This window comes from Photobacterium satsumensis (genome assembly GCF_050336935.1).
In the GTDB taxonomy this organism is placed as follows: domain Bacteria; phylum Pseudomonadota; class Gammaproteobacteria; order Enterobacterales; family Vibrionaceae; genus Photobacterium; species Photobacterium satsumensis.
Map to the genome: position 1 here is coordinate 943,318 of NZ_JAKJSK010000006.1, position 12,951 is coordinate 956,268.

Here is a 12,951-nt window from a genome sequence, read left to right on the forward strand (position 1 = left end):
TAAACATTAACCTCGGTAAGCTGCAATGTCTGCTTATCAGATAAGCTTTAGTGAGTGTCAATTATGAAAAAAACATATTTTCTTTACCTAGCCCTCGTTCTGTCATCGGCATCTACACTTGCAAACAGCGTGTTGGACTTTCATCTTGCTACTGCTGGCGAAAAATCAGCTGTCGCCACCTATCAGTTAACGCAGGTTAAGGGAGATGATCGCACACTATTAGAAATGCAACTTACCACCTCTGGTGACAAAACAGCCACGGCTGGGCATACCATCCATAGCATGCCGAATACTAGTTCGGAATCAGTGTTTGATTACCACTACACCACTACGGATTAACAACAAAAAAGCCGTCTATTAAATAGGCGGCTTTTGGTCATTACGGTATTTCACTACAAGGTGTTTATTACCGTACCTTCATTTATCAAGAAGACAGTACTTAGTAGTGCTGGAACATCTTCTGAACGTCTTGGTAATCCTGAGTTTGTGTAAGCGAAAGCATCAGAAGAATACGCGCTTTCTGAGGGTTCAAAGAACCTGCAGCCACGAATCCATACTTATCATCGTCCACTTCTGCATCCAAGGTTGTTGAACCTGAAGGCGTGCGCGAACTACGCACAACCATAGTGCCATCTTTACTTGCCTTCGCTAATTCATCAAAGATGGTATGGAACATGTTACCGTTACCAACCCCAGCGCTGACGATACCATCATAATTCGCTTCCATCATGGCTTGCACCGGTAACGCTGTTGCATTGGCATAGTTATAAACAATACCCACCTTCGGTAGGCTTTCTATCTTAGATACATCAAAAACGGTTTCTGTTGTATGCATGCGCTCAGGGCTGCGTTGATACTTCACATCACCATTGTGGATGTAACCCAACGCACCTGTATTCGGTGATTGGAAGGTGTTAACGGCTGTTGTATTGGTTTTGGTCACGTCGCGTGCATCAAATACCGTATCATTCATGGATACCAACACACCGCGACCAGTAGATTCAGGATCTGTCGCTGTTACAACTGCATTGTACAGGTTCACTGGACCATCTGCGCTCATCGCCGTAGAAGGGCGCATTGCACCAACAAGCACGACAGGCTTGTCACTTTTTACTGTAAGATCAAGGAAGTAAGCCGTTTCTTCCATGGTGTCAGTACCATGGGTAATGACAATCCCATCAACATCATCTTTTGCGAGCAGTTCGTTGACACGCTTAGATAGTGTCAGCCACACTTCATCATTCATATCTTGTGAGCCGATGCTAACAACCTGCTCACCAGAAATATCCGCTAGCTTTGTCATCTCTGGCACGGCTTCGATTAACGCTTCAACGCCAACTTTGCCGGAAGTATAGTTTGATTCAGTGCTAGACTGACCCGCACCGGCAATAGTGCCACCTGTCGCTAAAATCTGAATGTTTGGTAAATCACCAGCGAAGCTCATAGAGCTTAAACACATACCCGCTAAGAACATACCTACAGAAACAGCATTCTTCTTCATCGTTAACACCTTATGGTTTTTTATTTCATTATTAAGTCAATGAATAAGATACTATTCTAAATAGATAATACTTTTGTGGTATACATCACTTTTTATAATATTAAAAAAGTGATCCCAACTACACATTTTGCGACTGCGCTCAAGAGGTTAACTGATTATCTATACCTTACAAACAGTTGCTAACACCCAATCACATGATTAACAACCTTCAACCGATACAGCCATTCACAAGTATTACCCTCCTCACAAATTTCAACATATGTCTGATTTTATTAACCAAGTCAGTGATAACATTCACAAATCCTTGCAACTTAGACAGATGATACAGACAGTGGTACGTAGTAAACGTTACAGATATGTTTTCCTCACCATTCTAGTTTTTTTGGGGAGTTACAGTTTTTTCCACTACGCCTACCCTGCCCTTAAAAGCGCAGGGGCTGCCCTATCGATCGCAGAAGATGGCACCTTCCCATCTCATCATTGCCCATTAAGTAATGAAGCTTGTGAAATACAGGGAAAAATAATTGCATTGGATAGAGCAACCATCAGGCCAATGGAAGCCGCTAAAATTCAAGTTGAATGGCCATTGTTACCTTCAGAAGCCGATACCATTGAGCTAACTTTAGAAGGGGAGGAAATGATGATGGGGATATATCGGCAAACTCTTCAACGTCAGGTTGGTAGTGACCAGTTCTCGGGAGAGTTATTATTGCCGTTCTGCGTGTCTGATGAAATGACTTGGCAAGGTAAAATCACTGCAACTACCATCAGCTCACAACAACCAATATATGTTTCAATAAGGATGATAAAGTGAAATATCAATGGATTATACTCGCATTAGCCTTGGCTGCAGGGCTTATCACCAGCGTGATTGTTGATCGCCAATCTCCTGTTGCTCAAATCAGCGAACCGATTAACCTTCTGAAAAGTGGTAAAGAAAATGTTGATTTGTATAACCCTAATGACCAACGTATCCGGGTTATCTACTTCGGTTATACCCACTGTCCTGACGTATGCCCAACATCCCTTGCTGTGTTGTCTGCGGCACTCAAGCAAATCGATGATCAACAGTTAAATAAGTTATGGCCTATTTTTATCACCTTGGATCCAGAGCGAGACACGCCAGAAAAGAGTGCGCAATATGCTCAGTACTTCCATAAAAAAATTATAGGTATGACAGGAAATGCTGATCAAACTAAAGCATTGGCTGAAAAATATGGCGTGTTATACATGCGAACAGAACTCGAAGGATCGGCATTGGAATATGCGGTAGATCACAGCTCTTACTTTTATTTCCTTCGCGCTGATGGCACCTTGGTAGAAAAAGTCCAACATACCCTGAACCCGAATATATTAGTCGATGCTATCAACCGAATTCTCGCAGAAGATAACGTACCTGCGTAAATACTGTACTCCGCATAAATAAACCCGCCCAGGCGGGTTTTCTCATCTTTGAGAGAAAAAAATATGACTCTTTCTTCACTTTAAGCAGCAATTTGCGCAACTTCTGCCATAATGAATTTGCCGACTGGAACTTTTAACAATCAGTCTGTAGTGGCAAACAAAGGAGAAGAAAGAAAAATGAACCGTTCATTATCTATCCTTACCGGTATTATTCTGAGTGCAACACTCATTGGTTGTTCTAGCTCAGATGAAGTTGACCAAATGCAGCAACTAACCAATAAAGTTGATATGCTCTCTGATCAGGTAGGCGCATTACAAAGCCAGCAAGATCAAATGGCTGGTGCAGTTAACGATGCTCGTGCGGCATCAGACGCTGCATACCAGGAAGCAATGCGCGCTAACCAGCGTATTGATAATATTGCTAGTTCCTATAGTAAATAAAACTAAAGAGTGGCGCTTCTCGCGCCACTCTTTATTTTCTTCAAACGCCAATCACTTCCAAGAAGCTATACCCTTTCCCTCTGACCGTTTTTATATGTTGTTTTGGTAACCCTGATTGAACTATTTTGCGGCGAATGTTGCTTATGTGCATGTCAAGGTTTCGATCAAAGGGACTCAATTCTTTCTTTAGTACCGCTTTTTGCAGTTCCGCTTTTGATACAATCATCCCATTATGTTTAACAAGATACTCCAACAATTCGCTTTCGGTCCCAGTCAGCGGTATTCGCCTTAACTGTTCCGTAATACCTATATCACCAGTACAATTAGTTCCGCGTTGCTTTTCTAGACCAACTCGTCGCATTGTTGATTTTATTCTAGCGAGCAACTCGGGGACTTTAAATGGCTTCGCCATATAATGATCGGCTCCAGCTTGAAGACCATCAAGTAATGAAGAGTCATCGCCCAACGCCGTTAGCATAATTATTGGAGTTGCAAAACGTTGGCATATTCTACGGGCCATCTGCATACCATCGATATTAGGTAACATGACATCCAAAAGCACAAGATCTACTGGCTGCTCCTGCAAGTAAGCAAGTCCGGTTTTTCCACAATGCTCACAACGAACGTCATAACCCTCCTCCTCAAGTACTTCTTGGAGCAGTTCACAAAGAACAATATCATCATCTACAACAAGGATCTTAGACACAACAAATTACACTAATATAAATCATTATCAATTGAGTAGCATTATCATACCTCTCCTCCCCCCAATCAAGAGCATAATGATGTCAGTACGCGTCAAGCGCAGCTAAATCATCCAGCGGCCCTATTTTCTATAGGCACAAAGCGAAATTGAGCTACATCAAAAACCTCTATTTTTCATGATGTTTTTATAGTTTTTTCATGAACCGAGGTATTGACTTTACTGTAGCCAGCATGGGTATTAGCTCACAACCATTTCCCACAGAGTTACTCACACTTTTTGTGGATAACAAAGTTATCCACAACATCTCAGCACTTATCAACCCTCACACTACATAGCGAGTTTAATGGTAAAAAATCACACTAAAAACCCAAGTTTCCACACATAAAACAACAACACAAAGAAAAACAACACTCAAAGGCTCATTTACCACACAAAACTTAGAAAAAAAGCATATTGTACTAACTGGAAAGCCGAATTTAGTTACCCAGCCTCAAGGGAAATCGATTGCATATACCATCAAGCAACCATGAGACATCAAAAACAAGACATTAAGATGAAAACTGATTTTTTTGTGAAATTTTGACAATTTAAAGCCGAAAATTAGACCATAAAATCGTTTTCTATTTTTCAACACAGAATAAACACTAAAAATAAACCACTGTATTAAAAGGAAATTTATAAGAACAAGACTTAAAACAACAAAATCAATCAAAATGCCAATTGACATTAGATTTTCATTCACTAAAATACGCGCCGTTTATCTGGAAATCAGAACTATTATTTAAATGACGTTTGAGGTGTTTCAATGGCTGGTGACAACAACTACAGTCTAGGACCTGTGCCGCAGTCGGCACGTAAAGGGGTACTTTCACTTACTATGGTGATGCTGGGACTGACCTTCTTTTCAGCCAGTATGTGGACAGGGGGCACATTGGGAACCGGCCTTTCCTATGATGATTTCTTCCTCGCTGTTCTCATTGGTAACCTCATTCTCGGTATTTACACTTCATTCCTCGGCTACATCGGCGCTTCATCTGGCCTCTCTACTCACCTTCTTGCTCGATTCTCTTTTGGCTCTAAAGGCTCTTGGCTTCCTTCTTTACTTCTTGGCGGTACACAGGTCGGTTGGTTCGGCGTGGGTGTAGCCATGTTTGCTATCCCAGTTCATAAAGCAACAGGTATCGATACCAACCTTCTCATTCTGATCTCTGGTCTGTTAATGACAGCGACCGTTTACTTTGGTATCGCAGCACTGATGGTACTCTCCGCGATCGCTGTTCCTGCAATCGCTCTGCTTGGTGGCTATTCTGTCTTCGAAGCTGTCGGCAGCACCGGTGGAATTGACGGATTGAAAGCCATTACACCTGAGAACCCAATCGAATTCTCGACGGCTCTGGCACTGGTTGTTGGCTCCTTCGTTTCAGCTGGTACTCTGACTGCCGATTTTGTCCGCTTTGGTAAGAAACCAATGGGTGCAGTAATGGTCACCATGACGGCCTTTTTTATCGGTAATTCACTGATGTTCATCTTCGGTGCCGCTGGCGCTGCAGCAACGGGCCAATCTGATATTTCTGAAGTGATGATTGCGCAAGGGTTACTGATTCCCGCCGTTATTGTGCTTGGACTGAACATTTGGACAACTAATGACAATGCGCTTTACGCTTCTGGTCTTGGCTTCTCAAACGTAACGGGATTACCGAGTAAATACCTATCAATGGCCAATGGCCTGATTGGTACCTTGTGTGCACTTTGGCTCTACAATAACTTCGTTGGTTGGTTAACCTTCTTGTCGGCGGCTATTCCTCCAATTGGTGGAATTATCATTGCAGATTTCTTGAAAAACCGTCATCGTTACAAAGATTTCGCAAATGCCGAATTCAAAACAGTTAACTGGGCAGCGATTATCGGTGTTGCTGTTGGTGTCGCTGCCGGCCACCTCCTGCCTGGTGTAGTACCTATCAATGCGGTACTAGGTGGTGCTATCAGCTACCTTATTCTCAACCCGGTGCTAAATCGCGAAACTAATGCTTGTGCAAGCAACGCGTAAGGACAACTAAGATGCAAACCTCAAATATGCTAATAAAAAACGTCACCATCAAAGGCAAGGATGGCCTGCATCAGATACTGATTAACGAAGGTAAATTTCACTCAATCAAGCCAATGGACGAGCAGGTTGACTTTACCGGCCCTGTCCTTGATGGCGAAGGTGGTATGGCTGTAGCACCTTTTTGTGAGCCTCATATCCACCTAGATACAACCCAAACTGCGGGTGAGCCTAGCTGGAACATCTCCGGTACCCTATTTGAAGGTATCGAACGATGGGCTGAACGTAAGTCCATGCTTTCTATCGAGGATGTAAAGACACGTGCTAAACAGACACTAAAATGGCAAATCGCCAACGGTGTACAGCATGTCCGTACTCATGTTGATGTCTCCGACCCAACACTTATCGCCTTAAAAGCCATGCTTGAAGTGCGTGAAGAAATGAAGGAGTGGGTTGATATTCAGATTGTGGCATTCCCACAGGAAGGCATTTTATCCTACCCTAACGGCAAGGAATTGCTGGAAGAAGCTGTCAAGCTAGGGGCTGATGTCATCGGTGCAATTCCGCACTTTGAATTTACTCGTGAGTACGGTGTAGAGTCTCTGCATTATGTATTTGAGCTGGCACGCAAGTACGATCGCCTAATCGATGTTCATTGTGATGAAATCGATGATGAGCAATCACGGTTTGTAGAGACCCTTGCAGCACTTGCCCATAAATTTGAGATGGGTGACAAGGTAACAGCTAGCCACACGACTGCCATGCACTCATACAACGGTGCTTATGCGTCACGACTATTCCGCCTTTTGAAGATGTCTGGGATCAGTTTTGTCGCCAACCCACTGGTAAACATCCACTTGCAAGGACGTTTTGATGACTACCCTAAACGTCGTGGCGTGACCCGGGTAAAAGAAATGTTGGCTTCTGATATCAACGTCTGCTTTGGCCACGATGATGTGTTTGACCCATGGTATCCACTGGGTACCGCAAACATGATGCAAGTCCTCCACATGGGGCTACATGTTTGCCAAGTAATGGGTTATGACCAAATCAACCAATCTTTGGACTTGATTAGCACCAACTCTGCCACAACGCTTAATATCCAAAACCGCTACGGCATCGAATTAGGTAAGCCAGGTAATCTGCTCATCCTACCTGCCGAAAATGGGTTTGATGCAGTACGCCGCCAAGTACCTGTTCGTTACTCTGTCCGTGCAGGTAAAGTCATTGCGGAAACACAGCCAGCCGTTACCCATATCGAATTAGCGGAAGGTAAAGAGCCTGTCTCCTTCCGTCGCTAAACCACTAACTTGCTAAAAATAAATCAGCCACCCTTCGGGGGTGGCTGATTTGTTTTATGGCAAATAACTTGCTTTAGTCTAGTTATAACGTCTTCTAAAATACAAAAGCCCTAGCAAACCGACTAACCCTATAGTATTTACAGCGCCCCCACCACTTGTCGATTCCAGTGCACAGTTATTGGGGCTGATACCGGAGACATTCAGATCACAGTTGCCATTCTGCGCATCGTCTTTGCCGCTACCATCATTCTGCTCTTCGATGAAGTTGGGAGGTGTCACTGGCTCTTGTGGTAAGGCAGATAAATACTTCTCTATCCATTCAAAATATGTCCCTACCCGAGTGTAGAAACTCGCGCGAGTTAATGAACCACAGGCTGGTGAGCCAACAGGGCCACCGCTCACAATGCCTATCTGAACCCAATCACCCGATAGATCTTTCGCACGTAGAGGGCCGCCACTGTCGCCGAAACATGAGTCAGCACCATGATCAAGGGTATTACCATCTTCATCTTCTGCAAAACGACTCGGTAATGTGCAGATTTTCGTCCGGTTTACTGGGCTATCAAGTATGAAATTTCCTTCATTACCAGACTCAAGGCTGATAAAGCAATCATCCATAGGCAGGAAAGAAAGCTCAGCCGTCAAAAGTACATCCGTTTCACCGCTGCCATCACTATTGGTCGCCCCCCAGCCAGACACCGACACATTATTGGGCCGATTGCTGCCAGTCCATTGAGCATCGAGTTGCTTTTGGATTTCGTCGGCGACTTTGCTGGAGGCGAGCTCAATCGGCTTAATGGATTCACTAGGGAACTTCCTAGCCACACGAAGCAAGGCGATATCGTTATCAAGGGCTAACTTGGTAGCTTCTATTGTCGTTGAACCGTCAATATTTTCCGTAACAACTAACTCCGCATAAGACGAATAATCCGGGTGAACAACAACATGGGTGACCATATATAGGTGAGCAGGATCATCAAGGCTCTTGTTCAAAGTACCTACAACAACATTTAAATTGTTTGGCGGCAGGACCCTATAATTACCGTTAACTTCATGTACAACACAGTGAGCAGCCGTCAACACCCAATTCTTGTCTATGACACTGCCACCGCAAATGTGTTGCGTATCAGCAGGTGTGTATCGTATGGAAGCCATCCAGCTCTGCTCGCTAATATCATTAACGAGGGTTCCATCCACCACATAACTTACAGGATTAGTGGCATTAGACATCGCTGGGATACATAGCCCTAACAATGCGAAAATACGTAATAATTGCAATTTCATTGCTTCGCTCACCTTGATACCTAAACCAGGGCAAGCTAGCAAACATAAAATAACAAGGCATTGTAAACATTGACTTTTGCGAGAAGGGTAATGAAAAAACAATACCATGCAACTTGATGTTGCATGGTTAAGCGGCTGCCATGGTGATAGCTATAGACCAATGCTTGAGCAGCTTACACGTTCTATATCAAAATTCGCATAAGTATCGCCTAACAGATCAGCAGCCAGTTTCGGATAGAAGCCGTTATCATAAGCGCGTTTTACCTCATCGATATCAATGGTATAAAGCTTGATCCCCAACTTGTTAACTTCATCAGGCACACAAACCGTATCACTTCCGGCTCCAAAGCAGACATCACCAGTGGTATCGATTACACCGCAATCCGTATCTTCAATATCGATTCCAAGTGACCCCAGTTTGTTATCCAGTTCGGCCTCTGAGCCTGCCGGAAGCTCATCAGGCAACGTAATCGGGTACTGACTTTCAATGCTATCAATACTTGTATAGCCTTGTGCTCCCTCAATTTCGGCGCCTGTAACAGAAAATACCTCGGCGTTGCCAGACACTGTATTGACAACGTCTTCATCGTCACAGCCAATAAGTACTAAAGATGAAAGTAAAAAAAGTGCCTTTTTCATAAATTATCCTATTTTCTTTCTATAACGACTTGAACCAGCACTTTGATCTTAGTCCCAAACCAACATAACCTCATACAAATTTGTTGCATTTTTTTTACTTAAAAATTGATTCAGCACGTTTTTTGAACGTAAGTAAATGAGAGTATTGTGATCATGATCTTGATTCCTTTCCTTCTCAGAATTAAATGGCATAATAAACAGAATAGTTACCTGTATGGTAGCTAACACCATTACACTTCCTTGGAATATTCCTATGAGCATTGAATCAATCGTTAAAGAGCGCTCTGGCGCTAAATGTGAACTGTGTAGTTCAGAAGACAACCTGAGCGTTTATGAAGTACCTGCGTCTCCTGATCAAACAGCAGGTAGCTGTGTGATGGTATGTGGCACTTGCCGTACAGAAATCGAAGACGCTGAAACCCTGGACCAAAACCACTGGCGTTGTCTAAACGACAGCATGTGGAGCCAAGAACCAGCTGTTCAGGTTATGGCTTATCGTTTGCTTAAGCGTCTTTCTTCTGAAACTTGGGCACAGGATTTGCTCGATATGCTGTACATGGAAGAAGACATGATTGAATGGGCAGAGAAAGGCATTGCACTCGCTGAGCTTGACGCGATAAAAACGATTGACGTAAACGGCACTCCCCTACAAGCTGGTGACAATGTAACTATTATCAAAGACCTGCCAGTAAAAGGCTCAAACCTTGTGATCAAACAAGGTACCGCTGTACGTGGTATCCGCCTAACTGACAACCCATTGCACGTTTCAGGTAAAGCAGCGGGTACAAACATGGTTATTATCGCGGCTTACTGCAAAAAGATGTAATTAAACAGGCAGCCATTTTATGGCTGCCTGTTATTCCCTTTCTGTATTTTTCTTCATCCATCACCTCATTTTATTCCTAACATGTTTGCCCTATAGGAAAAAACATGTTTAGATTAGCCTCATCTTCAGGCATTTAAGCCAGAAAACAGATTTAATAAGGCCAATACATTTCTTTGGTCCTTTAAGCAAAATTTTGTCCGTTAGTCGGGGAGCCGAGCGCTGAGACCACGTAGTGGGACCCGTTGAACCTGATCCATTTAATAATGGCGTAGGGAACTAGCTGCACTGCCCCTTTTCGACCCCTTTCTGGTTCGACGGCATTGGCTACCTTACGTCTTAATAGAGGTAACTATGTCAATTCCATCAAACACCCCGATCACCCTTACGATTGCTGGTTCAGACAGCGGTGGCGGCGCTGGCATTCAGGCCGACATTAAAGCTATTTCCGCTACTGGCGGCTATGCCTGTTCGGTCATCACAGCCTTAACGGCGCAAAATACGCAAGGTGTGACCGGCATTCTTGGTATTGATCCTGCCTTTGTCGAACAACAACTGGATGCCGTATTTTCAGATCTTGACGTTAAAGCAGTCAAAATTGGTATGCTGAGTGATGCCAATATCATCCGCATGGTGGCAAAAAAGCTGCGCCAATACCAACCTAAGTTCTTGGTTATCGACCCGGTAATGGTGGCAACGAGTGGCGATCTTCTACTGGAGCAAGAGGCTATCTCGACGCTAAAATCAGAATTGCTGCCCCTTGCCGATGTGATCACCCCTAACCTACCGGAAGCCGCAGCACTTATTGGTGCAACTCTACCTGAAACTGAACAGCAAATGTCTGACATGATTTCAGCGTTGCGTGCCATTGGTGCCCGCTCAACCCTTCTCAAAGGTGGCCATCTAGAAAAAGACGCCTTCAGTACCGACCTGCTCATCCTCGAGAATGACGTTATCCGCATGAGCACACCACGTATAGCAACTCGCAATACCCACGGTACAGGGTGCACGCTCTCTGCGGCTACAGCTTCCTTCCTTGCCCAGGAATACCCTCTAGAACAAGCGGTTCGACATGCTAAAAGCTATATCACCAAGGCTATCGATCATGCGGATGAGTTACAAATTGGCTCAGGGCACGGTCCGGTAAATCATTTCTTTTCCGGCCATTTTAAACCTGAATAAGCATGGAAGCTGTCAACAAAATGAACAACACTCTTGCCGCTGACAAAGCAGTAGGGATGGCCGTCAATATCGATCAACTAACGCTTCGATATAATGATGCTGTACACCCGCTGTTCAAACACCTCGATGTTACATTGCCAGCAGGAAAATGGACCTGTTTGCTTGGTAAAAGTGGCTGCGGTAAAACCACCCTGCTTCGTCACCTTGCCGGTTTACTTGAAGATAATGTGGATTGGGCTGGCAGTATCACTACCAGCAATGCATTACCACTTGGTGGCAATCTTGCCTACATGGCACAGCAAGACCTGCTGTTGCCATGGCTAAATGTCATCGACAATGTGTGCTTGAGTGCTCGCTTTGGTTCTTCCCAAAAAACCGATAAGCAAAAGGCAATGGCAATGCTCGACGCAGTTGGGCTTGCAGATAAGTCAAATGCTATGCCAAACCAGCTTTCTGGTGGCATGCGTCAGCGTGTGGCTCTTGCTCGTACCTTAATGCAAGACAAACCCTTGGTGCTGATGGATGAGCCTTTCTCTGCACTCGATGCTGTCACACGCCATAAATTACAGTCATTGTCTGCAACCCTACTTGCAGATAAAACAGTCTTGTTGATCACCCATGATCCCCAAGAGGCACTGCGCCTTGGCCACCACATTTACATGATGGCTGGCTTTCCAGCATCAATTAAGCCATTACCTGTACCATTAAGTATCCCGCCTCGGCAATTTGATGGTGAGCTCGCGGCCCTCCAGCAAGGGATTATCAACGAACTGGAGAATGACTATGTCTGATCAATCCATGTCGTCAAAATTGAGCAATCCTTTGCTGGAACAGCAAGCGGCCAATCAGCAAGCAAACAAAGGCAGTAAGTCATTAGTCTCGCAACATGTAGTACGCTTCATGATCAGCGTCGCTATCATCATGGGGCTATGGCAAGCCTGCGTCGTCATTTTTGACCTTCCAGCTTTTATTCTGCCTGGCCCTGTTGCCGTACTCACCAAGCTGATAGAGCGTTCAGATGTACTCTGGCACCATACATTAGTAACAGGGACTGAAGTACTCTTCGGCCTTCTTCTTGGCTTAGCGATGGGACTTTTTTTCGCTCTACAGATGCTAATATTTGAGCCTCTCAGACGTTGGCTACTACCCATATTGATCACCAGTCAGGCAATTCCTGTTTTCGCTATTGCCCCTATCCTGATGCTTTGGCTAGGTTATGGCATGGCATCCAAAATTGTCATGGCGGCCCTGATCATATTTTTCCCCGTCACCACCTGCTGTTATGACGGCCTCCGTCATACACCTAAAGGCTACCTAGATTTAGCAACCACCATGGGGGCCACGCGTTGGCAACAGCTTTTGCAAATTCGCCTGCCTGCAGCCTTGCCCGCCTTAGCATCGGGTATACGCGTTGCTGTCGTCGTTGCACCTATCGGTGCAGTCATTGGTGAGTGGGTTGGCTCTAGTGAGGGGCTGGGGTATTTGATGCTCCAAGCCAATGCGCGGATGTTCGTCGATGAGATGTTCGCGGCTTTGTTTATCTTGGCCTTTTTATCAATCAGCCTGTACTTCATTACCGATCTTTTATTAAAAAAAGCCATTCCATGGCAAAGCCAATAACAAGGT

13 protein-coding genes, 1 pseudogene and 1 riboswitch are annotated in these 12,951 nt (G+C 44.5%); of the genes and pseudogenes, 10 read left to right on the forward strand and 4 right to left on the reverse strand.

Annotated features, from left to right (window positions below; genetic code table 11):
- Positions 1-63: 63 nt before the first annotated feature.
- Entirely contained in the window at positions 64-339 is a 276-nt protein-coding gene (locus tag L4D79_RS04475; RefSeq protein ID WP_428647920.1) for a hypothetical protein, read from the forward strand.
- A 100-nt stretch (positions 340-439) separates the two neighbouring features.
- Here the strand turns inward: L4D79_RS04475 and ansB are convergent, their stop codons facing one another.
- Positions 440-1,501 (reverse strand): L-asparaginase 2, encoded by a 1,062-nt coding sequence (gene ansB / locus L4D79_RS04480; protein WP_428647922.1) that lies wholly within the window; start codon positions 1,499-1,501, stop codon positions 440-442.
- A 259-nt stretch (positions 1,502-1,760) separates the two neighbouring features.
- On the opposite strand from ansB, the gene L4D79_RS04485 reads away from it, so the two are divergent.
- The 3 genes from L4D79_RS04485 (at position 1,761) to L4D79_RS04495 (ending at position 3,346) form a co-directional block, all read left to right on the forward strand.
- Positions 1,761-2,315 carry a hypothetical protein gene (locus tag L4D79_RS04485; RefSeq protein ID WP_428647924.1) on the forward strand — a complete coding sequence of 185 codons (555 nt, stop codon included), beginning with the start codon at positions 1,761-1,763 and terminating at the stop codon, positions 2,313-2,315.
- The gene (locus tag L4D79_RS04490; protein WP_428647927.1) at positions 2,312-2,905 is read left to right on the forward strand and encodes an SCO family protein; all 594 of its coding nucleotides are present in this window, start codon (positions 2,312-2,314) and stop codon (positions 2,903-2,905) included. The genes L4D79_RS04485 and L4D79_RS04490 overlap by 4 nt, the downstream gene beginning before the upstream one ends.
- 177 nt (positions 2,906-3,082) lie before the next feature.
- A complete protein-coding gene (locus tag L4D79_RS04495) occupies positions 3,083-3,346 on the forward strand; it encodes an Lpp/OprI family alanine-zipper lipoprotein (RefSeq protein ID WP_036821101.1) in 264 nt (87 codons plus the stop codon).
- Between the two features lie 40 nt (positions 3,347-3,386).
- Here L4D79_RS04495 and L4D79_RS04500 read toward each other — a convergent pair whose 3' ends face one another.
- Complete coding sequence (locus L4D79_RS04500) at positions 3,387-4,052, reverse strand: response regulator transcription factor (protein ID WP_428647931.1); 666 nt, start codon at positions 4,050-4,052, stop codon at positions 3,387-3,389.
- A gap of 805 nt (positions 4,053-4,857) precedes the next feature.
- On the opposite strand from L4D79_RS04500, the gene codB reads away from it, so the two are divergent.
- Complete coding sequence (gene codB / locus L4D79_RS04505) at positions 4,858-6,099, forward strand: cytosine permease (RefSeq protein WP_428647933.1); 1,242 nt, start codon at positions 4,858-4,860, stop codon at positions 6,097-6,099.
- A gap of 11 nt (positions 6,100-6,110) precedes the next feature.
- A complete protein-coding gene (locus tag L4D79_RS04510; protein ID WP_428647936.1) occupies positions 6,111-7,397 on the forward strand; it encodes a cytosine deaminase in 1,287 nt (428 codons plus the stop codon).
- Positions 7,398-7,475: 78 nt separating this feature from the next.
- Here L4D79_RS04510 and L4D79_RS04515 read toward each other — a convergent pair whose 3' ends face one another.
- Together L4D79_RS04515 and L4D79_RS04520 are read right to left on the reverse strand one after the other, a co-directional pair.
- Positions 7,476-8,681 (reverse strand): S1 family peptidase, encoded by a 1,206-nt coding sequence (locus tag L4D79_RS04515; RefSeq protein ID WP_428647938.1) that lies wholly within the window; start codon positions 8,679-8,681, stop codon positions 7,476-7,478.
- A 150-nt stretch (positions 8,682-8,831) separates the two neighbouring features.
- Entirely contained in the window at positions 8,832-9,320 is a 489-nt protein-coding gene (locus L4D79_RS04520) for a hypothetical protein (protein WP_428647940.1), read from the reverse strand.
- Positions 9,321-9,573: 253 nt separating this feature from the next.
- Here L4D79_RS04520 and L4D79_RS04525 point away from each other — a divergent pair, with 253 nt between their 5' ends.
- The 4 genes and pseudogenes from L4D79_RS04525 to L4D79_RS04540 all read left to right on the forward strand — a co-directional run.
- The gene (locus L4D79_RS04525; protein WP_428647943.1) at positions 9,574-10,146 is read left to right on the forward strand and encodes a PhnA domain-containing protein; all 573 of its coding nucleotides are present in this window, start codon (positions 9,574-9,576) and stop codon (positions 10,144-10,146) included.
- Positions 10,147-10,341: 195 nt separating this feature from the next.
- Positions 10,342-10,438, forward strand: a riboswitch (TPP riboswitch).
- A gap of 59 nt (positions 10,439-10,497) precedes the next feature.
- Positions 10,498-11,325, forward strand: coding sequence for a bifunctional hydroxymethylpyrimidine kinase/phosphomethylpyrimidine kinase (thiD, locus tag L4D79_RS04530; protein WP_428647945.1), 828 nt, complete (start codon positions 10,498-10,500; stop codon positions 11,323-11,325).
- Positions 11,326-11,345: 20 nt separating this feature from the next.
- Positions 11,346-12,116 (forward strand): ABC transporter ATP-binding protein, encoded by a 771-nt coding sequence (locus tag L4D79_RS04535; RefSeq protein ID WP_428647948.1) that lies wholly within the window; start codon positions 11,346-11,348, stop codon positions 12,114-12,116.
- Positions 12,117-12,219: 103 nt separating this feature from the next.
- Positions 12,220-12,945: pseudogene (locus L4D79_RS04540) on the forward strand (ABC transporter permease); the annotation flags it as partial.
- Positions 12,946-12,951: the final 6 nt, after the last annotated feature.

What these genes read in the sequence shown, in the direction of transcription:
- L4D79_RS04520 (WP_428647940.1), bottom strand. Translation starts at nt 9,320, where the DNA reads ATGAAAAAGGCACTTTTTTTACTTTCATCTTTAGTACTTATTGGCTGT.
- L4D79_RS04510 (WP_428647936.1), top strand. Translation starts at nt 6,111, where the DNA reads ATGCAAACCTCAAATATGCTAATAAAAAACGTCACCATCAAAGGCAAG.
- L4D79_RS04475 (WP_428647920.1), top strand. Translation starts at nt 64, where the DNA reads ATGAAAAAAACATATTTTCTTTACCTAGCCCTCGTTCTGTCATCGGCA.
- L4D79_RS04495 (WP_036821101.1), top strand. Translation starts at nt 3,083, where the DNA reads ATGAACCGTTCATTATCTATCCTTACCGGTATTATTCTGAGTGCAACA.
- L4D79_RS04515 (WP_428647938.1), bottom strand. Translation starts at nt 8,681, where the DNA reads ATGAAATTGCAATTATTACGTATTTTCGCATTGTTAGGGCTATGTATC.
- ansB (WP_428647922.1), bottom strand. Translation starts at nt 1,501, where the DNA reads ATGAAGAAGAATGCTGTTTCTGTAGGTATGTTCTTAGCGGGTATGTGT.
- L4D79_RS04535 (WP_428647948.1), top strand. Translation starts at nt 11,346, where the DNA reads ATGAACAACACTCTTGCCGCTGACAAAGCAGTAGGGATGGCCGTCAAT.
- L4D79_RS04525 (WP_428647943.1), top strand. Translation starts at nt 9,574, where the DNA reads ATGAGCATTGAATCAATCGTTAAAGAGCGCTCTGGCGCTAAATGTGAA.
- L4D79_RS04485 (WP_428647924.1), top strand. Translation starts at nt 1,761, where the DNA reads ATGTCTGATTTTATTAACCAAGTCAGTGATAACATTCACAAATCCTTG.
- codB (WP_428647933.1), top strand. Translation starts at nt 4,858, where the DNA reads ATGGCTGGTGACAACAACTACAGTCTAGGACCTGTGCCGCAGTCGGCA.
- thiD (WP_428647945.1), top strand. Translation starts at nt 10,498, where the DNA reads ATGTCAATTCCATCAAACACCCCGATCACCCTTACGATTGCTGGTTCA.